We start from the raw sequence: 22,937 nt of genomic DNA, 5'->3' as shown, positions 1-22,937 counted from the left end.
GGGTTACTCTTTCGACGGGCGAAGCGTCCGCGCCGCTTCGACGACCTTCCGGAAATCCGCCCGGCCGCGGAGCGGGGCGAGGTCCGGGTCGGAATCCACGAACTCCAGCCCGAACCCGTCGTTGAGCGCCGAGCGGAGAAGTGCGAGCGCCGGCCGAACGTCCTCGGCGTGTAGCTTCGCGGTTTGGGCGTACGCGCCGGCCAGTTGGTAGCGGGTCAGCGGGTCCGGGTTGCGGGCGAGGAGGTACTCGGCGTCCGCGACGGCGGCGGCGCGGTCGCCCGTTCGCGCCAGCAGCACGGCCCGGCCGGCGCGGGCGGTCGCCGCGGCGGGGTTGTGCCGGAGCAGTTCGCCGAGGACGCGGATCGCGTCCGCCTCGCGGTGCAGCTTCTCGTCGAGCACGTTCGCCTTGTTCATGTGGGCGTCGTAGGACCGCGGGTCGAGCTTCAGCGCCGCGTCGTAGTCGGCCACCGCGCCGGGGAAGTCGCCGGCGGCGGCCCGCGCCAGCCCGCGGGTGACCCAACTGACCGCGTCGGCCGGTTGCCGCCGCAGCCCCTCGGCCCGGTCCGCGGCCGCGCCGGCGGCGTCGCCCCGCGCGGCCCGCACGTCGGCCCGGCGGAAGTAGACCCGCGTTTCCTCCGTCCCGGCCGCGACCGCGGCGGTGAAGTCGGCCTCCGCCTCGGCCCACTTCCCCCAGTCCTGGTACGCGATCCCGCGGACGATTCGCGCCCGCGCCGGGTCGAACTCGCGGTCGAGCGCCGCCGTGAGGTCGCGGACCGCCGCGTCGAACTGCCGCCGGCGGTGGCGGCACAGCCCGCGGTTGAAGTGGCCCGCCGCCAGGTCCGGCCGCAGGGCGATACAGGCGGTGAAGCACGCCTCGGCCGCGTCGTCCCGGCCGAGCTTCGTCCGAACGTCGCCGAGGAACAGCCACGACCAGTAGTGCCGCGGGTCGGCCGCGACCGCCTTCTCGAACGCGGCCGCGGCCTCCTCGAACTGGTACTCGGCGTGCGCCGCCAGTCCGGACAGGTACCAGTCTCGGCCGCGGGCCGGGGCGGCCTTCGCGCGGTCGTGGAACGCGCGGGCGTCGCGGCCGAGCTTCGTCGCGATGTTGTACCGGTCCTCCCACACGGCCCGCGGCACGTCGCCGTTCCGCCGGTACGCCGCCTCCGCGCGGTCGGCCCACGCCGGGTCCGACTCGCGGCGGGCCTTCAACAGCAGCAGCTCCCCGACCTGGTCAATCAACTCCCGCCGGTCGTCGGCCGGCAGCCGCGCCACGTCGCGGCGGTCGGCCCAGTCCGCGCGGTCGAGGACGCCGTACCGCGCCAGCAGCGCGTCGAGTCGCGCCCCGGCGGCGCGGCCGTCGTGGGCGGCGACCCGGTCGAGGACGCCCGGCACGGCCCGCTGGAAGTCGCCGAACTGCGCGGCCGCGGCCCGCTCCTCGGTCAACCGCTCGACGTGCCGCTGGCGGGCGACGACGGCGAACCCGAGGGCCAGCACCGCCGCCACCGCCGCCACCGCCACGCTGCCGGTGGACGCGAGCAGCGGGTGGCGGCGACGCCATTTCCCGAACCGCTCGCGGACCGACGGCTCCCGCGTCGCCGCCAGCGGCTGGTCGGTCAACTGCCGGTGCAACTCGTCGGCCAGTTCGCGGGCGGTGGCGTACCGCGCGGCGGGATCGGCCGCGAGGCACTTCAGCAGGATGGCCTCCGTGCTCGGCGACACGGCCGGGTTCCGCTCCCGAATCCGCGGGCCGTCTTTCCCCGGCACGCGGCCGACGAGCAGCTCCGTCAGCACCAGGCCGAGGGAGTACACGTCCGCCCGGCCGTCGATGGTCCCGCGGCCGGCCTTCATCGCGGCCAGTTGCTCCGGGGCCATGTACGCCGGCGTGCCGCCGAGGTCCGGCCCGCCGCCGGCCGCGTCGCCGGCGAGGTTGAAGTCGAGGAGCATCGGCCGCCCCTCGTCGGTCAGCAGTACGTTCGCCGGCTTCACGTCCCGGTGCAGGACGCCGCGGTCGTGGGCGTGGGCCAGCGCCTCGGCCAGCTTCCACCCGATCCACAGCACCGCCGCCGGGTACGACAGCTTGCGGAGCTGGTCGAGCGGCACGCTCGGCCGCGGCGCGGGGTCCGGCTCGGCCGGCCGGTCGTCGAGCAGCTTCGTCCGCCCGGTGCGGTCGGCGATGGTGTCCGCCAGCACCGTGCCGGCCGCCGGCCGCGGCTGTTGCGCCCGGAGCGCGGCCAGCACGTCCGCGAGCGTCGTGCCGCCGAGGTACGGCATCACGATCACCTGCGAGCGGCCGTGCGGGTGCGTGGCGTAGATCGGGACGATGTGCGTGTGCTGGAGCCGGGCGAGCGTCTCCGGCTCCGTCCGGCCGAACCGCGTCGAGAACTTGACCGCGACCCGCCGGCCGGCGAGGTCCGTTTGTTCCGCCAGGAAGACGCGGCCGAACGACCCGCGGCCGAGTTCGCGGAGGAGGCGGAACGGGCCGACGGTCTCGCCGACGGCCGGGAAGGCGGGGGCGGGGGCGTCCGCGGCGGCGGGCCAGTCGGCGGTGTCGATGCCGTACCGGGCGGCGTACTCCGCGGGGCGGACCGGCTCGCCGCCGTCCAGCCGCTGGCGGTACTCCTCGAACGCCAGGTCGTGGACCCAGTTCGGGTCGGCGAACAACTCCGGGGCGTGGCCGCGGTAGGAATCGAGCCGCGGGGATTCGCCGCGGCCGCTGCGGAGTTCGAGATCGACGCGGACGAGTTCGGCGAGGACTTGCGGGAAGTGCGGGTCGGCCCGGTCCGGCAGGAACCGGGCGAGGTCGGCCGGGGCGACCGCCCACGCGGCCTCGTAGGCCGCGACCCGGCGGTCGAGTTCATCGTCCGGTAGCAGGACCGTCGCCGGGTTCATCGCCCGCCCCCAACAGGCCGCCCATCCGGGTGCGGAACTCTTGCAGCACCCGCTCGACCGTCCGCTTCGCCCGGCCGGTGGCCGCGGCGATCTCCGCGACCTCGTGCCCTTCGACCCGCAGCCGCACAACGGCCCGGTGCGGCTCCGGCAGCCCGGCGAGCACCTCGTCCACCACCAGCCGCAGGAAGTGGTACGCCGCCGCGTCGTCGGCCGGCGGCTGGAACACGGTCCCGGAACCGGTCTCGAGCGCCGCCTCGTTGACCGTCCGCCGCACGTCCCGCTTCGCCGCCCGGTGGTGGACGCCCTTCGCGCGAATCTTGTTGAGCGCGATGACCAGGAACAGGCCCCAGAGCTCCTCCCCGTCCGGGGCGGCGTACAGGCCCCGCTTCGCCCCGCGGAAGAAGCTGCCGAACACCGACTGGACGATGTCCTCGGCGTCCTCGCGGGCCTGCAGGTCCGGGCCGGCCTTCGCCCGCGTCAGGGCCAGCAGCCGCTGCGCGTACCGGCGGTACAACTCGCCGGCGGCCCCCTGGCTGCCGTCTTGCACGCGGGCGAGCAGGGACTGGTCCGAGGGGGCTGGGGGGTTCGACATTCGACACACCCGCGGGGGGAACGGTCCGCGACGCCACGGTCCATCGTACCCCACGGGGACGGGGTTCGTTGTCTTATTCCCTCCCCCCTTGGGGGGGAGGGTTAGGGAGGGGGTAAGCCTTCCTCCCGATGTGAGGATCGCATCCGCGGTGGGAAGCTCACCCCCTCCCTAACCCTCCCCCCCAAGGGGGGAGGGAACAAGACACAAACACCCGCGGCCACCGGGTTAGACCCGTTCGACCGCGATCCGCCGGGCGACCCCGTCCGGCTCGGCGGTCACGACGAGGATGTCGCCGACGAGCAGGTCGTCGAGGGTCGCGGCGGCCCCCTCGTCCGGGAACGCGATGCCGGTGGCGGCGTCCGTCCGGACGACGACGGCCGCCCCGGACCGGGTGCGGACGGTGACCGTCGCGGCGGCCGGGTCCACGCCGGTGACGGCCCCGACGACGCGGCCGTCGGGCGAGAACCCGGTGGCGGCCGGCGGGAACGGAATCGACGGCGGGGAAGTCGGGGTCGAGCCGGCCGCGTTGACAATGACGCGCCCGCCCGCCCCCGCCTTCACCCCGCCGCGATTGCCGACGACGAAACTCGCCGACGTCGTTTCGCCCTGGCCGCGCCCGGCCCTGGTGTTAGTCGTCATCTTCGTCATCATCGTCGTCCCCGCTGCTGCCGCTGCCGCTGCCGCCGCCGGAATCGTCGTCCTCGTCCTCGTCATCATCGTCCGAGTCGCCGTCGCCGTTCAGGAACGCCGGGGACTTCGCCTCGATCTCCCACGCGATGCCGTCGGCCCCGACCAGTGCCTCGACCTTGTCGCCGGGTTGGAACGCGGTCAGGGGTACTTCCACCTTGTCCCGCTTGATCTCGGTCCCCGGCCCGGCCTGCACGGTGACGGTCGTGCCGTCCCGGAGGGCGATCGTGGCCGTGCCGGCGGCCGCGTCCGCGGACACGAGCCGGCCCTCGACGTAGGACACGACGCCGGGGATGACGCGGCCGTCGTCGGCGAGCGTGTCGCCCGGCGACGGGTCGTCGTCCACCACCCGGCTGACGCCGAACAGGAACCGGCCGTCGTCGTCGAACGCGCGGAACCCGTCGTCGTTGCCGTGCCGCAGGTACGCGAGCAGCTCGTCCCGGCCGTCGTCGTCCACGTCCAGGCAGTCCACCCGGACGCCGCCGCGGAACGCCGGGTCGTCGGCGAACAGGGCGGCCAGCTGCCGGCCGTCGGCCCCGCTCAGCACCCGGACGACCGGCCCGCCGCCCGGCCCGGTCCCGCACACGATGTCGTCCCGGCCGTCGCCGTCCACGTCCCCGGACGAGACCAGCACGCCGCCGCGGAACGAGTCCTCGTAGGCGAACAGGTTTTGCAGGACCGCCCCGTCGTCGCCGGAGAAGACCTGGACCCGCGGCCCGCCGCCCTTGCCGGTCCCGCAGAGGATGTCGTCCACGCCGTCGCCGTCGATGTCGCCGGACGAGACGAGGACGCCGCCGCGGAACGAGTCCTCGTAGGCGAAGAAGTCGCGGAGGACGGTGTTGCCGAGGGTGGCCCCGTCGAGGACGCGGACCCGCGGGCCGCCGCCCTTGCCGGTCCCGGTGATGATGTCGTCGCGGCCGTCGCCGTTCACGTCGCCGACGGCCGTGTAGATGCCGCCGGTGAACCCCGGCTCGTAGACGAAGAAGTCGTTGAGCGTCGTCCCGGTCCGGCCGTCGAGGACGCGGATCCGCGGCCCGCCGCCGCGGCCGGGAGACAGGATCACGTCCCGCACGCCGTCGCCGGTCACGTCGCCGAGGGTGGTGTGGACGCCGCCGCGGAACGCGGCCTCGTAGGCTTCGATCTCGCCGATGTCGTCACCGGTGGTCGCGTCCACGATCTTGACCCGCGGGATGCCGCCGTCGTCCGGGCTGATGGCCGCCGCCCCCGCGGGGATCGGGAACGCGGCCGGCACGTCGCGGGTTTCAAATTGCTCGCACCGCGGGCGGAACGACAAGGGTTTGAATGAACGGCTCATCGCGGACTCCAAAGATCGACGACCCCGCGGGCGGGCACGTTCGGAGGAGTCGAGTTCGGCGGCGCGACCCGCCAAAGAAATGGAAAAAAATCCCCACGCCGCGCCGGAGCTGGTCCGCGCGAGCGTCGCGGGAAACGACATCGCCAACCCGCGGGTCACGGGTTGGCGACGTTGGCGACCTCGGGGCCGTCCTGGCACCGCCGGTCGTCGCCTCAACCGCGGTCGCGGGTGACGGACACGGCGTCGTCCGCCGAGAAGGCCGTGCCGTCGGTCAGCCGGCCGGTCAGGTAGCCGCGGGTGTCGCCGACCCGGAACCCGGTCATGTCCGCCTCGAACCGCACCACCAGGTCCAGCCGGCCGTCCCCGTTCACGTCCTTGAGGTCGAACTTGATCCGGCCGTGGCGGTCGCGGAGGAGCGAGTTTTCCTGGCCCGTGCGGCCGAACCGCAGGCTGGCCACGTCCACCGTCCGGGCGTCGAAGTCGGCCGTCGAGAAAATCGCGACGCTGATCGCCTCGCCGGACCGCAGGTTGATCCGGTTCCGGCGGTCCTCCGGCTCGATGTCGATCGTCACCCGCGCGTTCTCGTTCACGTCCGTCAGCCGGACCGTCACGACGGCCTCGCCGGTCAGCCCGGTCGGGTCGGTCGCCCGCACCGTCAGGGTGAACACCGGCTGCGTCTCGAAGTCGAGGGCCGCCGCGTTCGCGACGGTGATCGCGCCGGCGTTAGTGACGGCGAACGCCCCGCCGGCGTTGCCGCCGACGATGGCGAGCGTCAGCCCGCCGCCGTCCGCGTCCGTCGCGACGACCGTGCCGACGGCCGAGCCGTTGGCCGCGGTCTCCGGGATGGTGAACGTCGCCGGCGTCACGACCGGGGCGTCGGCCACCGGCCGGACGGTGAGGCTCACGGCCGCCGTCGGCCCGTTCGCCGTGCCGTCGTTGGCCCGGAACGTGAACGAGTCGGCCCCGTTGTAGTTCGCGTTCGGCGTGTACGTGAACGCCCCGGTCGCCGGGTCGAACGCCAGGTTCCCCTTCGCCGGCGGCGTGACGACGGCGTAGGTCAGCGGGTCCCCGTCAACGTCCACCGCGGTCATCGTCCCGCCCACGGCCGTGTCCTCGTCGGTCGAGAGGTCGAGCGCGGCCGCGACCGGCAGGTCGTTCACCGCCCGCACGGTGATCGTCACCGTCCCGACGTTCGAGTCGGCCGCGCCGTCGTTCGCCCGGAACGTGAAGCTGTCGGTGCCGTTAAAGTTCGGCCCCGGCGTGTACCGGTACGTGCCGTCCGCGTTCAGCATGAGCGCGCCCTTCGCCGGGCCGCCGACGAGGGCGTATTGCAGCGCGTCGCCGTCCACGTCCACGCCGAGGAGCGTGCCGTCGAACGGCGTGTCCTCGTCCGTGCTCGCGGCCGCGTCCAGGGCGGTCGGGGCGTCGTTCACCGCGTTCACCCGGATCGTGACGGCCCCGACCGCGGACCCGCCCTTCCCGTCGCCGACGGTGTACGTGAAGCCGTCGGTCCCGTTGAAGTTCGCGTTCGGCGTGTAGGCGAACGAGCCGTCGGCCGCGAGTGCGAGCGTGCCGTTCGCGGGGCCGGCCAGCACCGCGGCCGCGAGGGCGTCGCCGTCCACGTCCGCGTCGTTGCCGAGGACGCCGGGGGCCGCGGCCGTCAGCGGCGTGTCCTCGTTCGTCGCGTAGGAATCCCCGCCGGCCGTCGGCGCGTCGTTGACCGCGGCCACGTCGATCCGCACCGTCGCCGGGGCGGACGCGACCGTGCCGTCCGAGGCGGTGTACGCGAACGAGTCGGACCCGTTGAAGTTCGCGTTCGGCGTGTAGGTCGCGGCCCCGGTCGGGCCGAACGTCACCGTGCCGAAGCTCGGCGGCGTGACGACCGCGAACGTCAGCGGGTCGCCGTCCACGTCCGCCCCGGCGAGCGGCACGGCGACGGGCGTGTCCTCCGGCGTCCCGAGGGCCAGCTCCGTCGCGGTCGGCGCGTCGTTCACGGACCGCACGGTGATCGTCACGGTCGCGACGTTGCTGTCGGCCCGGCCGTCGTTCGTCCGGTACGTGAACGTGTCCGTGCCGTTGAAGTTCGGGTTCGGCGTGTAATCGAACGTGCCGTCGCCCCGGAACGCGAGCGTCCCGTTCGTCGGGCCGGTCACGAGCGTCGCGCCGAGGAGCAGGTCGCCCTCCACGTCCGTGTCGTTGGCCAGCACGCCGCCGCCCGCGCCGAACGTCGTGTTGAACATCGACCACCCGACGAGCGCCGGCGGGTTCCCCTCGCTGTTCTGCACGAACGCGGCGGCGAAGCTGAGGATTTGCGTGCCGTCGGCGCTCCGCGTCACGTCGTAGACGACGAACCGGCCGGTGAGCGTGTTCGACCCGCGGCCGTCGCCGGACACGCTGAGGCCCGGCTTGCCGGGGGCCTGGAACGGGAACCGCATCGCGTCCAGGTACGTCCCCGGCGTCAGCAGGGCCTCGTTCGGGGCCGCGAAGTCGAGGAACCAGAAGCTCCCGGGGGCGGGCGGGTCCACGGACAGCGAGACGCCGTTGTCGAAGTTCGGCCGCGCCTGGAACAGGGCGGTCGTCGGGTCGAAGTCGTAGGTCAGCCCCTGGCCGATGAAGTCGCCCGGCTCGCTGACCATCCGCAGCCGCGTCACCGGGGCCACGGTCAGGGACAGCGTCCCGTCCTCGTCCACGGCGAAGGCGTCGTTCGCCGCGGTCGGGGCGTCGTTCGCCGGCGTCACGGTGATTACGACGCCCCCCTGGCTCGACGCCCCGAGCGTGTCGGTCACCCGGAACACGAATTGGTCCGTGCCGAAGAAGTTCGCGTTCGGCGTGTACGTCCACGTCCCGTCCGGGTTGACCGCGACGGTCCCGTTCGGCGGGGCGATGTCGAGCGCGAACGTGAAGGCGTCGTTCTCCGGGTCGCGGGCGGCCAGCTGCCCGGACAGCGGCGTGTCCTCGGCCGTCGTCACCTCCGTGACGATCGGCGTCGGGAACGGCGGGTCGTTGACGGCGTTCACCGTGATCGTCACGGTCGCGACGTTGCTCAGCAGGCCGGGCGCGCCGACGAGCGCCTCCTTCGCCTGGTACGTGAACGAGTCCGTGCCGTTGAAGTTGAACCGCGGGCGGTACGTGAACGACCCGTTCGCGTTGAGCGTCAGCGTGCCGTTCGTCGGGGCCGTCACCAGGACGGCCGTGAGCGGGTTGTTCTCCACGTCCGTGTCGTTGCCGAGGACGCCGGGGGCGGTGATCGTGAGGATCGCGTCCTCGTTGACGGCGTAGCCGTCGTCCGCCGCGGTCGGGGCGTCGTTGACGGCGCTCACGGTCACGAAGATGGTGGCGACGTTGCTGTCGAGCTGCCCGTCGTTGACCTTGTACGTGAAGCTGACCGTCCCGGTGAAGTTCGCGGTCGGGGTGTACGTGAACGCCCCGGTGGCGGCGTTCGTGATCGTGACCGTCCCGTTCGCCGGCGGGGCGACGACCGAGTACGTGATCGGGTCGCCGTCCACGTCCGCCCCCTTCAGGAAGTTGACGAGCGGCGTGTCCTCCGGCGTGCCGAACTGGAACAGGGCGGCCGTCGGGGCGTCGTTGACGGCGGTCACGCCGATCGTAACGGTGGCGACGTTGCTGTCCCCGCCGCCGTCGTTGACCTTGTACGTGAACGAGTCCTTGCCGGCGAAGTTCGGGTTCGGCCGGTACGTGAACGCCCCGGTCGCCGGGTCGGTGATGACGACCACGCCGTTCGCCGGCGGCGTGACCACGGCGTAGGTCAGCGGGTCGTTGTCGAGGTCGGTCGCGGCCAGCGCCGCGACGAGGGACGTGTCCTCCGGCGTCGCGAAGTCGAGCGACTGCGCGGCCGGCTCGTCGTCCAGCACGCCGAGGAGCGCGGTCGCCGACTCGACCTTCGACCCGGCGGCGAACCGCGCGACCCGCACGTCGGTGGCCCACCCGGTCAGCGCGAGCAGCTTGCCGTCCGGCTGCAGGGCGAGGTCGTAGATGATGTCGGCGGAGAACGTGTTGACGAGCGACTGGCGGAAGAACCCGTCGCCGTCGAACGTGCCGTCCTGCGTGCCGTCGGCGTTGAACCGCGCGAGGGCCGAGTCGAACACGCCGCCGACGATGCTCACCCCGCCGAGGACGACCTTGTCGTCCGGCGTCAGCACCACGCCGGTGGCCGTCTCGTTCCCGCCGTCCGGGAGCGTCATGATCGCCGTGCCGTCCCCGGCGAACGCCGCGTCCGGCTGGCCGGCCGGCGTCAGCCGGCCGACCGCGAAGTTCGACTGGGCCGCCCCGCCGGCCGAGTGCCCGCCGGCGTAGACGATCCGGCCCTGGCTGTCCCGCAGCAGTTCCGTCAGGCCGACGAACCCGCCGCCGAAGTTCAGCGCCGCGATCCCGTTCGTGCCGAACGCCGTGACGAGGCTCCGGCCGTTGGCCGCCACCCGCGCCACCTTCGCGTTGGCCTGGAACGCGCCGGCGGCGAGGAACGTCCCGTCCTCGAGCAGCTCCACCTGCTCGGCCCCGGTCCCGAGGTTGAACGTGGCGTTGAGCGTCGCGATGCCGCCGGTCCCGAAGCTCGAATCCAAGGCCCCGGTCGTCGTCAGTTGGGCGACGCGGCCGAGGACCGACCCGTTCTCCTGCAACCCGAGCAGGACGCGGCCGTCCGGCCGGACGGCGATGTCCGTCACCCACGCCGTCAGGGAACTGAGGGCGTCGGTCGCGATTAACCCGTAACTCCCGTCGAGCGACCCGTCCGGGTTGTACCGGCCGAGAATCGCCTGCCCCGTCCCGGCGGCGAGGTTCCCGCCGACGAGGAACTTGCCGTCCGGCTGCAGCGCGATGACGTGCGGGACCGGGTTCGTGGACCGGGCCGAGAAGATCGTCGTCGAGACGACGCCGTTCGTGCCGAACGTGGTGTCAATCGTCCCGTCGGCGTTCAGCCGGGTGATTTGCCAGCTCGTCCCCGTCTCCTCGCTCGCCGCCAGGATTTGGCCGTTCGGCAGCCGGGCGATGGCCGCGTGCGGGAACTGGAGGATCGACTGGAGGGACGTGTCGGCCAGCCCGCCGGTGCCGAACGTCGGGTCGAACTGCACCGGCCCGCCGCCGGCCGGGGTCGCGGCCGCCGTGATCGTCACCGGCTGCGGCCCGTCGGCCAGCAGGTCGTCCACGGCGGAAATCGCGAACGTCACCTTCGTCTGGTTCGCCGGGATCGTCACGCTCGCCGGGACCGTCGCCTCGGTCGCGTCGGAACTGCTCAGCGTCACGGTCAAGGGTTGCGTCAGGTCGCCGTCCCGTGTCACCGTGCCGAGGGCGGCGTTGGCCCCGGCCGCCTCGCTCACGGCCGGCGGGAGGACGGACAACGTCAGGGCCGGCACTTCGCGGCCTTCGAGCTGTTCCAGTTTCCAGATTTTCGACCGTGGGGAGCGGTTGCGGCGGGACATGAAAATACCTGGGGATAAAAAGGAGAGTAAGGGGGCGGGTGAAAATTTAATCAGTGGCGAAGACGTGTGCAAGCAGAGTTAACGGAAAAAACCCGATCCTTCTCACAACTTGCAAAATTAGCAGACAGTTCGTCTCGAAATTGATCTCACTACCACCCGCCCAGGCAACTCGGCGAGTTCGTACTCACCCGCCGCCGGTGCGGGGCGACCGTCGGTTCCAGCGTTGGGTCGAGGCGGAGGGCTTCGGCGAAGTGCGCCAGCGCGTCGTGCGGCCGGCCGCGGTCCGCGGCGAGGAGGCCGAGCTGAAGTTCGTAGTACCCGGCCCGGTGCGGCAACCGGTCGGCGGCGGCGCGGTAGGCGGCCGCCGCGTCGGCCGCCCGACCGAGGTTCCGGTGCGCCTCGCCGAGGCCGTCGAACGCATCCTGGAGCACCTCCGGCGGCACGTCGGTCCGGTCCGTCACGGATCGGCACGCGGCCTCCAGGTCGGCCCACCGGCCCCGCTCGCGGGCGACGGCCGCTCGCACCATCAGCGCGGCCGGCGGCGGCGACGCGATCTCCTTCAAAACGTCCTCCGCCTCCGCCGGGCGGTTCAGCGCGACCAGTAACATCGCCCGGCCGACCTTCCCCTCCTCCGTCGGCGGCAGCGGGCCGGCGGCGCGGGCGGCCAGCTTGTCCACGTCCTTCTTCAACAACGGGATCAACTCGCGGACCGACTTCCCGGCGAACCGCTTGTCCGACCCGAGGTCGGCGAGGCCGTCGAGCGCGGCGAGCGCCCGGACGAGCCGGCCGGTCTTCGCGAACGTGTCGAAATCGGCGGCCCGCGTCTCGGCGAGGCGGTGGGCGTAGGCCAGTGGCGGGACGACGGCGAACGCGACGGCAGCGACCCACGGCAGCCGGGCGGCGGGCACGGGCACGACGGCGACCCACGCCGTCGCGGCGAGGGCGGCGAGCAGCGTGCGGACGATCGCGCGGCCGGTGAAGCCGACCTCCGCGGCCGTCAGGAAGTCGGCGACGAACGGCAGCGCGGCCGCGGTCCCGAGGGTGACGCCGGCCGCGACGGCGGCGCGGGCCCACGGCCCGCCGCGCGGCCCGATCCGGGCGGCGAGGCAGACGGCGAGCGGGACCGCGGCGGCGAGGTGCGCGACGAGCAGCCGCGGCCACCCGAACGGGGCGGCGGTGAGCCGGTCGCCGCCGGCGAGGACGTGCCACGCCGCGGCCGGGGCGGCGACGGCGAACAGGATCGCGGCCGCGTGGTTCATGCGGTCGCCCCCATCGCGTGCGCGGTCGGGGCGGCCCGCAGCTTCCAGATCATGCCGTCGAAGGCGTAGTGGACGAGCGCCGCCCACACGTTCACCGCCAGCCAGAGTTCGGCCCACTTCGGCCCCGCCCCCTCCAGCACGAAGCCCAGCGCGCCGAGGCCGACGACGTAGAGCATGAGGAACGTCGGCCACACCGCCCCGAGCGACCGGAACGGCCCGGCCGAGCCGACGGTCCGCCGGCGGAGGGCGTAGAGGGAGACGATCGCGAGGTACTCGGCCGCGTGGAACACGGCCGACGCGGTCATGAGCGGCAGGACGAACGACCCGGCGTCCGTCATCAGCGCGACGAGCAGCCCGGCGTAAAGGGCGGTGACGCTGAACAGGTACGCGGCCCGGCCGGCGGTCATCGTCCCGTTCGCGAGGCTCGCGACCAGCACGGCGACGGGCAGCGCCAGCGCCGCGAGGTCGGCGACGAGTCGGGCCTGTTCGAGGGACGAATCGCCGAGCGTCCAGCCGGTCGTCCAGCTGGCGGTGCGGAGGAGCGTGTACGCGACGAACAGCCGCACGCCCCAGCGTTCGACGAGACTCGGCGCGGCCCCGGCCTTCAGCCCGTACATGCGGAGGACGCCGGCGTGCTGCGCCCCGAAGTGCCAGGCGTTCCAGACGAAATCGACGACGGCCAGGCACGTCAGCGCGCCCGTGCCGAGGTAGACGCCGGCCACGAGCACCAGCGCGACGACGGCGGCGGCGATCAAGGTCGGCGTGCGGCCGCCGCGGCGGTCCGGGTCGAGCGCGACGAGGACGAGCGTGAGCCACCGGTGCGGCAGCGTGACGAAGTAGACCTGCCAGAACGTGACGGCCGTGTCCGTGGCGGTGGTCACGCCGGGCAGCAAGAGGAGCAGCCAGCCCAGGTTGGCGACGAAGAAGAGATCGACGGCCGGGGAGACGAGCCACCCGGCCGGCCGGGTCACGGCAGCGGGGCGGCCTTCACCTTCCACTTGTCACCGTCCTTCTCGAACGCCCACTCCGGCTCGCCGAGCGTCTTCCCGCCGGCGTCGTCGATCCGGACCTTGCACGTCGCGGACGACCCGCTGACGGCCGGCTTCCCGGCGATGTAGTAGCTGCACTTCGCCATCTTCTTCGTGTCGGTCGGCCGGCTCCCCTTCACGAACAGCGGGTCGAGCTTCTTGTTCGACCCGACCGCGTCGTTCAGGTCCTCGACGACGGTGGCGATGGCGGTGGCGTCCGGCCCGCCCACGTCGAGCGCCTTGCCGGGCGAGTCGGACCCGCACCCGGCGGCGGCGAGCAGGACGGCGGCCACGAAAACCCGGTGGATCGGCGTCACGGTCGTGCCCTCGGTTAAAAGAAGGAAGCCCGCCACACGTCGGGCGGGCTGGCGGCCTGGGGTTGGCTCCGGGGTCTTGTCTTGTTCCCTCCACCCAAGGGGGGGGGTAGGGAGGGGGTGGCCTTCCCGTCCCGTAGACGATCGCGTCGGGGGAAGGGAGCTAACCCCCCTCCCTACCCTCCCCCCCAAGGGGGGAGGGAAAAACAATCGACGTGACACCGGGGTGTCAGTTATCGACGACGGCCTCGCCGCCGGTCTTCGTGCAGAGCGCGCTCCAGACGGCCTGCGGGATGCTGTCGCGGAAGAACCGGACGCTCCCGTCGCCGAGGGCGGCGTTCACCCCGCCGGTGTGCCGGCTGCGGGCGGACACGGCCCACTGGCCGCCGGTCGTGGTGTCGATGTTCCGGTCCTGCGTGCAGAACATCGGGTCGGTGTTCGGCTTCGCCGCCGGGTCGCCGGTCGCCGGGCAGCCGGACGTGATGTCGGTCCCCTTCGAGTTCGGCGGGAACAGCCCGCTGAACGTGTTCCCGCCCATCATCGGGCAGAGGATCGACCCCCGCACGTCCCGGTTCATCCCGGCCGGGTGGCTGCTCGACGTGCGGCCGTCCGGCTGGTGGTTGGCGAGCAGCTCGCTCATCATGACCGTGTTCGACGCGCCGTCGGTGATCTGCACGATCTTCGTCCCCTTGCCCACGCCCATCCGCTCGCCGTAGGGGTACTTCTTGACGTTCGTGACGACGCCGAAGATGCCGGCCAGCCGGGTGTTGCCCCGCGGGGTGGCGTCCCGCATCGTGCCGCCGCCGAAGCACGCGACGTAGTTCCCCTTCAGGTTGTTCTCGATGCTCAGGTCGGAGTACATCACGTCCGACTGCTCGGCGCTCGGGCAGGACATGAACTTGCGGGTGTACGTCTGCGTGTCGATGTCCGGCCGCCGCCACGGCAGGCCGTCGAGGTTGTCCCACGGGGCGGACTCGTCCAGGTCGCCGGACGCGGACGCGACGCCGGCGGTCACCCGCGCGTCGAGGGTGATCTCTTCCATGTACGAGTTGACGTGCATCGACCACGACGGGCCGTAGCACCGGGTCTGGCTGACGAGGCCGCCGCCCTGGCTGCCGGTGATGAGGAAGTACGGCACGAACGTCGCGCCGCCGGCGTTGATGTTGTTCGGGTCGATGGTCAGCTGCTCGCCGAAGTGCGGCACGCCGGGCGGGAAGCTGCCGGTCGTGCTCTCCAGGTTGTGGCAGGCGAGTGCCAGTTGCTTCAGGTTGTTCTGGCACTTCATCCGGGCCGCGGACTCGCGGACCTTCTGGACGGCCGGGAGGAGCAGGCCGATGAGGATCGCGATGATCGCGATCACCACCAGCAGCTCGATGAGCGTGAACCCAGGGCGTTTCTGCTTCGCGAACATGTCGGCACCTCGGGACAAAAACAGTGTGGGCGAACGAATGAAGCCGCGTGCGTCGGTGTTGTGGTAGGCCGCACCCGTGTAGAACCGGTGTGCGCGCCGTTAATGTTCCGTCAGGGTTTGTCGGCCACGCACCACAGGTGTGTCGCGGACCGCAGGTACAGCCGCCCGGCGGCGACGGCCGGGGTGGCGTGGCACGGCTCGCCGAGGGCGTTCTTCGCCACGACCTCGAACGCGGGCTGCGGGCGGACGACGAACATCGTCCCGTCCGCCGCGAGACTGTAGACGAGGTCGTTGACGAGCAGCGGCGAGGCGTGGTGCAACCGGCCGAGGCGTTCGGCCCAGGCGACCTTGCCGGTGCGGGCTTCGAGGAACGTGGCCTGCCCGTCGTCCGCCTGGACGAAGACGTGCTTGCCGACGGCGACCGGGGACGGCACGTAGGCCGCGCCGCGGGCCGCGGACCACGCGACGTGCGACTTCGTGACGTTCCCCGTCCCGTCCGGCCGGATGGCGGCGAGCGTCGAGACGGGGCTGGTCCCGGTCGCGATCACGTGGCCGTCCGCGTACACGGCGGTGGCCACGAACTTGTCCGTCGCGCTGTCGGCGACCCAGATGCGGTCGCCGGTTTCCGGGTCGTAGGCCGCGACCGACTTGCTCCCGGCGAGGACGAGCTGCTGCCGGCCGGCGTGGGTGACGACGACCGGCACGCTGAACGACCGGGTGCGGTTCGGCCGGGCCATCTTCCAGATGATGTCGCCGGTTTTCTTGTCGAGGGCCGCGAGGAAGGCGTCGCCGTCCGAGTCGCCGTTGACGATGAGCTTCTCGCCGTGCAGGATCGGCGACCCGCAGAACCCGTGCGGCGACGCGAACCCGGAGAACGACTTCGTCCACGCCGGCCGGCCGTCGGCGTCGAGGCACGCGACGGCGATCGCCGTCGCGGTGAGGAACGCGGCCCAGACGTGCTTGCCGTCCGTCACCGGGGTGGCGCTCGCCGGCGTGTTGTTCTTGTGCATCTTCTCCACGGCGGCCGTCGCCGCCTTCGCCGTCCAGACCGGTTTGCCGGTGGCGGCGTCGAACGCGAGGACGCACCGGTCCGTCCCGACGCAACTCGTCAGGAACACGCGGCCGCCGGCGACGACCGGGGACGAGTGCCCGACGCCCGGCACGGGGACCTTCCACGCGACGTTCTTCGTGGCGGACCATTCCGTCGGCACGGCCGGGTCGGTCACGTTGCCGTCGGCGGTCGGCCCGCGCCACGTCGGCCAGTCGGCGGCGACGGCGAACAGCGAGAGGAGAAGGACGGTGAAGCGGGTCATCGGCCGCCCTCCGGGGTGAGCGTGCGAACGGCGGCTTCCGCCTCGGTCACGGCCTTCGCGAGCGGCGCGTTGTCCGGGTCGAGCGACAGGGCCAGTTTCAACTGATCGAGCGCGGACGCGGCGGCCTTCCGCGCCAGCGCCCGCTTCGCCGCGGTCAGGTCGTCGGCCGCGGGAACCGCCGTCGTCGCCACGAGCGTCGCCGGCTTCGGCGGCAGCACCACGGCGACCGCCGCCTTCGGCTTCGTCGGCCGCACGATCGGGGCAGCGTCCTTCGCCCCGGTCCGCCACGCCTTCACGTCGCCGGCCCAGTCGCCGGTGACGACACCGTCCGGCGTGAACGCGACTTTGAGGACGTGGTCCGCGGCCGGGCCGAATTCGGCGAGCTTCTTGCCGTCGGCGTCCCAGACGATCGCGCGATTGTCTCGGCCTGCGGTCGCGAGGCGGCCGGAGCCGTGCCAGTCGAGGGCGAGGGAGCCGCCGACGTGGGCCGGCCAGTGCCGCAGCTCGGCGAGCGTGTGCGCGTCCCAGACGCGAACCGTGCCGTCGTCGGAGGTCGTCGCGACGGCGTTCCCGTCCGGCCGCCACGCGAGGCCGGTCACCCCCTTCGTGTGGCCGCGGAGCGTGGCGTACTCCTTCCCCGAATCGGTTTCCCAGACGAACAGCGTGCCGAATCGGTCGCCGGCGGCGACGAGCAGCCCGTCCGGGCTGAACCGCACCGCCGTCACCCAGTCGGTCGGCTTGCGAAACGTGTGGAGGAGTTTGCCGTCGGTCGCGAACACCTTCACGGCCCGCGTCGGCCCGCCGAGGGCGACCTTCGTTTTGTCCGGCGACAGGTCGCACGCCAGCACCGCGTCCCCCTCGTCGCCGACGGCGAAGGCCCGCTTGCCGGTGAGCGGGTCGAACGCGACGACGAGGCCGGCCTGCCCGCCGACCCCGCCGCCGGCGAGGAGCAGCGTGCCGTCGGTGGAGAAGCGGAGGGCGTGGACTTCGCCTTCCGGGAACGGCAGCGCGGCGACGAACTTCTGCGTCGCGCGGTCGAACAGGAGGACCTGCTTGTTCCCCGGCAGCGCGACGAGCGTGCCGGCCGGGTTGACGGCGAGCGCCGTCACGGCCGTCGGCCGCGCGAGCGGCAGGACCGCGGCCTTCCCGCCGGCCGCGGGCTTCGCCGGGGCGTCGCCGGTCGCCTTCTCGACAAGGCCGCCCTCGATCCACTTCTTGATGATGTCGAGGTCCTTCTCCGGCATCTTCGGCTTGTTCGGCGGCATCTTCGGCGTGTCGAGGTGCGCCGCGAGCGTGTAGACGGTGCTCTCGTCCGGCTTCCCGGCGACGACGGCCTTGCCGGACGTGCCGCCGGCGAGGACGGCGGCCCGCGTGGACAGGTCCAGCTCGCCCCGCGGCCGTTCGGCGTTGTGGCACGTCAGGCAGTGCTTGCGGAGGACCGGCTTCACGTCCGTCTCGAACGTGACCGGCCCCGCGCCGCGGGCGGCGGGGAGGGCGAGGAGGAACAATACGACCGCTCGAACAGGCATGGGGTGAAACCCTTGGGGACGAATCTCGATTTCGCTCTCGTGTCTACTCGCCCGCGCCGGCGGATTTCAGCCGAGGAGCGGCGGCAGTTGTTAGCCAGGGGTGGCAACCCCTGGAACCCGCCACCCGACGCGACAAGCCCCGGAGGGGCGGCAGGTTCTTTCGCCCCTCCGGGGCTTGTCGCCATACACTCCGACCAGGGGCTTGCGCCCCTGGCTAACAACCGCCGCCGCTCCGCGGCTAAGAACGAACGTCACCGGTTGAAGATGAACTCGTTCGTGTTCAGCAACGCCCAGAACAAATCCTCCAGCGCTCGCTTGGGGTCGTCGCTCGCGGCCAGCTTCGAGCCGATCCGCTCCGCCTCCGCCGCCGTCGGCTTGCGGCCCAGACAGCGGACGTACAGCTCGTCCGCCACCGCCGCCGGGTCCGCCCCCGCGGCCAGCAGCTTCTCCACCACCTTGCCGTCGGCGATCTTGCCGTTGGTCGTGTCGCCGTTGAGTAGGTGCAGCGCCTGCGAGAGCGTCGGCGAGGTCTTCACCTCGCACGTGCAGGCCGTCGCCCGCGTCGAGCGGCCGAACGTCGTGAGGAAGTAGTTCGGCGTCCGGCCGTCGGGAATCTCCACCGCCCGGCCGCCGGTCGGCAGCCCGGCGAACCGGTCCGTCGTTTCCGTCACCTTCGTGATGCAATCCAGCAGCACCTCGGCCCGCATCCGGCGGACGCCCTGGCGGGCGAAGTTCCGCTCGTCCCACTGGTTGCTCGGCGTCCGGGCCGTGGACCGCTGGTACGCCTTGCTCAGGCAGATGTCGCGGGCCAACTTCGCCGCGTCGAACTTGTACTCCACCGCCCGCTTGCCGAGGGCCGCGAGCAGTTCCGGGTTGGACGGCGGGTTGCTCACCCGCACGTCGTCCACCGGGTCCACGATCCCCTTCGGGAAGAAGTGCGCCCACACGACGTTCGCGAAGTTCCGCGCGAAGAACTCGTTGTCCCGACCCGTCAACCAGTCCGCGACGATCGCGCGGTAGTCGCGGCCGGGCGTGAGTTCCGGGGTCGCGCCGCCGAGGAACTTCGGGGCGACCGGCCGGCCGTCGAGCGGGTGCGGCATGTCGCCGGTCGCGGCGTTGAACACCGTCAGCTCCCGCGGGTCCTGGGCGGCCTTGTACCCGACCTGCCCGAAGAACGCGGCGAACCCGTAGTAGTCGGTCATCGTCCACCGGTCGAACGGGTGGTTGTGGCACTGGGCGCACTGGATGCGGGTGCCGAGGAACACTTGTGCAACGTTCTCGGCCATGAGCTGCGCGGACGTTTCCGTCTGGAAGTAGTTGACGGCCGGGTTCTCGAACGTGCCGCCGCTGGCGGGGAGCAGCTCCTTCAACACGGCGTCGAGCGTCGCCCCGCCGCGGACCTTCGCCCGCAGCCACTTGTCGTACAGTTGCAGCCCCTTCGGGCTGATCCCGTTCGCGGTGCGGATTTGAAGCAGTTCGGCGAACTTCATCACCCAGATGTCGCGGAACTCCGGCCGTGCGATGAGCGAATCGATCAGCTTCTCGCGCTTCTTCGGGTCGGCGTCGGCGAGGAACGCGGCCCGCTCGGCCGGCGTCGGCAACAGGCCGACGAGGTCGATGAACGCGCGGCGGACGAACACCTCGTCGGTACAGATGTCGCTCGGCGAGACGTGCATCCGGTTGAGCTTCGCGATCACGAGCGCGTCGATCTCGTTCGCGCCGTCGTCCGGCGTCGGGACGAACGCGCTGCCCGGCCGGACGATGACCGGCAGCCCTTCGGTGAACTCGTCGAACCGGGCGAGGATGAAGGCTTCCCCGGCGGCCGCGGCGGTGATGCGGCCGGCGTCGTCCACCGACGCGGCCGCGTCGTTGTTGCTCAGGAAGACGGTGAACCTAGTCACGTCCCGGTCGGTGCCGTCGGTGTACTTCGCCCGCACGACGACCCGCTGCGTCCCGCCCTTCGCGGCGAACACGGCCCGCTTCGGGAACACCTCGATGCTCACCGGCTTCGGCGCGTCGGCCGGGTCCTTCGCCGCGCCCGCCTCCAGCCAGCGGACGAGAAGTTGCTCGTTCTCGCTGCCGGGTTCGACCCGCTTGCCGCCGGTGTGCGGGACCTTGCCGGTCGCCTTGTTGAGCAAGAGGCAGTCGTCCGGCGTGGCGAGGTTGACCCGCCGGCCGCCGGCCTCGCGGGTGATGCGGAGGTGGTCGCCGTCCGGGTCGTACCCGAACAGCGAGAGGCGGAACCCGTCCTTGCCGGACGCGGACCCGTGGCACTTGCCGGTGTTGCACCCGACCTTCGTGAACACGGGCATCACGTCGGCGCGGAACCGCAGCGGGTCCGCCTCCGCGGCGCGCTTCACGCTCACGGCGACCTCGGCGGACTTGCCGCCGAACGCGACCGCGAGCTTCGCCTCGCCGTCGGCGAGCGGCGCGAGTTCGCCGTTCGTGATCGCGGCGACCGGCTTGTCGAGCTTCAGCTCCGCCTCGCCGGTCACGTCGCGGGTGCTGCCGTCGGCGAACGTCGCCTGCACGACCAGCCCCTGCCGGTCGCGGGCGGTCGTCAGCGAGACGGCGGCCGGGTAGGCGGCCAGCTCCGTCACCGCCGGCCCGGCGGCCGCGGCCGGTTGGGCGAGCGCGAGCAGCATCACCGCCATCAAACAGGAACGCATTCTCGATCTCCCAGCGGGTGGTCGGAGGTCACTTGATCGGTTTCGTGGCCCGCTCCTGGCGGAGCGCGTCGAGGCGGCTGAGCGGCTTGCCGTCCTTGTCCACGGCCACGCCGCCGGGCGGGTAGACGGTCAGCGTGCCGGGCCGCCCGACGCGGTACACGACGGCTTGCTTCTCGACCGTGCCGGCCAACTCGCACACGAGCGACGGGTGGTCGCCCGGCGGCGTGGTCGGGTCGATGGAAACCTGGAACTCGATCTGCTTCGCGTCCGCCGAAACGACGACCGGCTTCGCCGCCGCCCGCGGCGGCAGCCCGGCGAGCGTGGCCGTGAACCCGGCCGGCGGGCTACCGCCGGTGAACGCGAGCGTCACGGAAATCGTCTTCCCCTGTTCGCCGACGGCGGCCGCGATCATGCCGACGGCCGGCGGCTCGGTGACACGGACGGTGACGATCTGGGACGCGACGGGCGGCATCGCCGCGGCGGTCTTGCGCGATCGCCGGCCCGCCGGCCGCGGGGCGTCCGGGTCGCGCCGCTCGCGGGTCGCGGCGACCGGGGCCGGCTTCGCCTCCACGAAAACCGGCCACTCTCCGCGGCTCGCCTTCCGCTTCGCCACGAGCGTGACCGTCGCCTCGGCCTTGCCGGCCGGGACGACGACCGACGCCGGCGCTTCCACGCCCGGCGGCAGGAACGGGAACGACACTTCCACCGCGTCGTCGAAGTCGGATCGCTGGAGCCGCACCGTCACGTCCAGGCTGCCGTCGGCGGCGAGCGCCGCGGCCGGCGGGTCGAGCGTGACGCGGAGCGGCGCGTCCTCGACGACGGCGACCGCGAGCTTCGACACGGACACGTCGTGCAAACTCAGGTCGCCCGGCCCGGCGACGAGCGTGACGGTCTGCGCGAACCCGCCGGCAACGTCCCCGGCGCGGCCGGTCAGCTCGACGAGCTTGCCGCCCGGCTCGGCCGTCGCCGACGCCTCGACCACCACCGGCACGAGGTACTCGTCCGCCGGCACGACGACCGGTCCGGCGAGCGTGACGCCGGGCGGCAGGTCGCCGGGGTGGATCGTGACGGGGCCGGTCACGCCGTCCCGCCGCACGGCGAGGAACGCGGCGACGCGGTTGCCGCGGGGGACGGTGATCGTGCCGCGGTCCTGCGCCTTGCGGCCCGGCGTGGCGAGGAACAGGCCCAGCCCGGCGGCCGGCTTCGTCACCTCGACGCGATACGCGAATTGCGGTCCGCCGTCCTTCCGCTTGTCCGCGACGCGGACGGCGTAGACGCCGTCGCGCGGGGCGGTGAACCGGACGCGGCTGTCGTGCGTCTCGTCGTCGTCGTTCGCCGCCACCTCCCGGCCGTCGGCGTCCAGCACCGTCACCACGGTGTCGAGCGGGGAGCCGATGCGGAACGCGAACGCCGTCACGTCCAGCCGGTCGCCGGCCTTCGCGGTCAGCTTGAATGCGTCGATCTCGCCGGGTTTTTCGAGGATGCCGTTGAACGCGACCGGCCACGCGGCGGGCTTCGCGTCGCCTTCGAGGACGTTCGGGAACGGCGACGCGCGGAACGGGTGCGGCGTCGGGGCCGTGCCGTCGGCGTCGCTCGGGAAGAACAGGAAGTTCGCGCCCTTCGGCGTCACGAGCTGTTCGCGGTCGCCGGCCGGGCCGAACAGCTTCACCTTCGTCTCGACGCCGATCTGCCCGCCGGCCGGGAAGATCGCGGCCGGCCGCGGGAACGTCCCGACGTGCAGCGCGTACCGCTCGGCGTCGCCGCCGCCGTAGGCGGTGTCGCGGACGGCCACGACGTACACCCCGGCCGTCGGCGCGACGACCGACGCGACCGGGTCCTGGCGGAACGGCGGCGCGTCATCGACTTCCGCCAGCACCTTGCCGTCCGGCCCGGTGATCGTCAGCACGGCGTCGAGCGGCGACCCGAGGCGGACCGCTTCGACCTCCGCCGACAGCCGTTGCCCCTTCGAGAGAGTAACGGCGTAGCAGTCCACGTCGCCGGCGTCGATCCGGCCGACGACGGTGGAATTCAGGTTGAGTTTCTGTGCGCTCTTCGGCGAGTCGTTGGCCGCGTCGGCCTCCGACACGACCGGGAACGGCGTGACGCCGACGGTCCGCAGCTCGCTCGCGCCGCCCTTCGTGACGACCCGGAAGGCGTGCTCGCCGAGCGGGCAGTCGGCCGCGGCGCGGACGGTGGCCACGAGTTCCGTCTCGGACGTGGCGGTCAGCTTCGTGCAGGTGAGGCCGGGCTGGTAGAAGAGGACGGATTGCGCGTCCGTGAGGCGGCCGCCGGCGAGGGTGAGGGTGAACTCCATGCCGCGCTGCCCGGCGAGCGGGGCGACGCCCTCGACGGCCGGCGGCGCGGCGGCGACGCCGGCGGCGAGCAGGAGGCTGAGGGCGAGGGCGAGGACGGTCGTGAAGCGCGCCATGGTCAAGAAGTCTCAAATCGCGGGTGAATGTTTTTCTCCCTCCCCCCTTGGGGGGGAGGGTTGGGGAG

13 protein-coding genes are annotated in these 22,937 nt (G+C 72.6%); all 13 read right to left on the bottom strand.

Features of this window, described 5'->3' with window-relative positions; translation table 11 throughout:
- Positions 1–3 precede the first annotated feature (3 nt).
- The 13 genes from AC5JJ2_RS22805 to AC5JJ2_RS22745 all read right to left on the bottom strand — a co-directional run bounded on the left by AC5JJ2_RS22805 (position 4) and on the right by AC5JJ2_RS22745 (position 22,869).
- A complete protein-coding gene (locus tag AC5JJ2_RS22805) occupies positions 4–2,889 on the bottom strand; it encodes a protein kinase domain-containing protein (RefSeq protein ID WP_495860344.1) in 2,886 nt (961 codons plus the stop codon).
- Positions 2,855–3,481, bottom strand: a complete 627-nt coding sequence (locus AC5JJ2_RS22800) for an RNA polymerase sigma factor (RefSeq protein WP_495860343.1) — start codon at positions 3,479–3,481, stop codon at positions 2,855–2,857. Before AC5JJ2_RS22800 ends, AC5JJ2_RS22805 begins: the two co-directional genes overlap by 35 nt.
- Before the next feature lie 225 nt (positions 3,482–3,706).
- Positions 3,707–4,120 (bottom strand): hypothetical protein, encoded by a 414-nt coding sequence (locus AC5JJ2_RS22795; RefSeq protein ID WP_495860342.1) that lies wholly within the window; start codon positions 4,118–4,120, stop codon positions 3,707–3,709.
- Positions 4,110–5,483 carry a hypothetical protein gene (locus tag AC5JJ2_RS22790; RefSeq protein ID WP_495860341.1) on the bottom strand — a complete coding sequence of 458 codons (1,374 nt, stop codon included), beginning with the start codon at positions 5,481–5,483 and terminating at the stop codon, positions 4,110–4,112. The genes AC5JJ2_RS22795 and AC5JJ2_RS22790 overlap by 11 nt, the downstream gene beginning before the upstream one ends.
- Positions 5,484–5,695: 212 nt before the next feature.
- Positions 5,696–10,918: a tandem-95 repeat protein gene (locus tag AC5JJ2_RS22785; RefSeq protein WP_495860340.1), complete on the bottom strand. Its 5,223-nt coding sequence runs from the start codon at positions 10,916–10,918 to the stop codon at positions 5,696–5,698.
- Positions 10,919–11,067: 149 nt separating this feature from the next.
- On the bottom strand, positions 11,068–12,177 hold the full coding sequence (locus AC5JJ2_RS22780; RefSeq protein ID WP_495860339.1) for a tetratricopeptide repeat protein: 1,110 nt from the start codon (positions 12,175–12,177) through the stop codon (positions 11,068–11,070).
- Positions 12,174–13,148: a hypothetical protein gene (locus AC5JJ2_RS22775; protein WP_495860338.1), complete on the bottom strand. Its 975-nt coding sequence runs from the start codon at positions 13,146–13,148 to the stop codon at positions 12,174–12,176. Before AC5JJ2_RS22775 ends, AC5JJ2_RS22780 begins: the two co-directional genes overlap by 4 nt.
- Positions 13,145–13,522, bottom strand: coding sequence for a hypothetical protein (locus AC5JJ2_RS22770; protein WP_495860337.1), 378 nt, complete (start codon positions 13,520–13,522; stop codon positions 13,145–13,147). Before AC5JJ2_RS22770 ends, AC5JJ2_RS22775 begins: the two co-directional genes overlap by 4 nt.
- 226 nt (positions 13,523–13,748) lie before the next feature.
- On the bottom strand, positions 13,749–14,930 hold the full coding sequence (locus AC5JJ2_RS22765) for a DUF1559 family PulG-like putative transporter (RefSeq protein ID WP_495860336.1): 1,182 nt from the start codon (positions 14,928–14,930) through the stop codon (positions 13,749–13,751).
- A 110-nt stretch (positions 14,931–15,040) separates the two neighbouring features.
- Positions 15,041–16,243, bottom strand: a complete 1,203-nt coding sequence (locus AC5JJ2_RS22760; protein ID WP_495860335.1) for a PQQ-binding-like beta-propeller repeat protein — start codon at positions 16,241–16,243, stop codon at positions 15,041–15,043.
- On the bottom strand, positions 16,240–17,772 hold the full coding sequence (locus AC5JJ2_RS22755; RefSeq protein ID WP_495860334.1) for a c-type cytochrome domain-containing protein: 1,533 nt from the start codon (positions 17,770–17,772) through the stop codon (positions 16,240–16,242). The genes AC5JJ2_RS22760 and AC5JJ2_RS22755 overlap by 4 nt, the downstream gene beginning before the upstream one ends.
- Positions 17,773–18,023: 251 nt before the next feature.
- Positions 18,024–20,441 carry a DUF1549 domain-containing protein gene (locus AC5JJ2_RS22750; RefSeq protein ID WP_495860333.1) on the bottom strand — a complete coding sequence of 806 codons (2,418 nt, stop codon included), beginning with the start codon at positions 20,439–20,441 and terminating at the stop codon, positions 18,024–18,026.
- A gap of 28 nt (positions 20,442–20,469) precedes the next feature.
- Positions 20,470–22,869: a PPC domain-containing protein gene (locus AC5JJ2_RS22745; RefSeq protein WP_495860332.1), complete on the bottom strand. Its 2,400-nt coding sequence runs from the start codon at positions 22,867–22,869 to the stop codon at positions 20,470–20,472.
- Positions 22,870–22,937 lie beyond the last annotated feature (68 nt).

It is taken from the genome of Limnoglobus sp., from assembly GCF_059499385.1.
The sequence above is the reverse complement of the archived record's forward strand: the minus strand, read 5'-3'. Positions and strand labels throughout refer to the sequence as shown.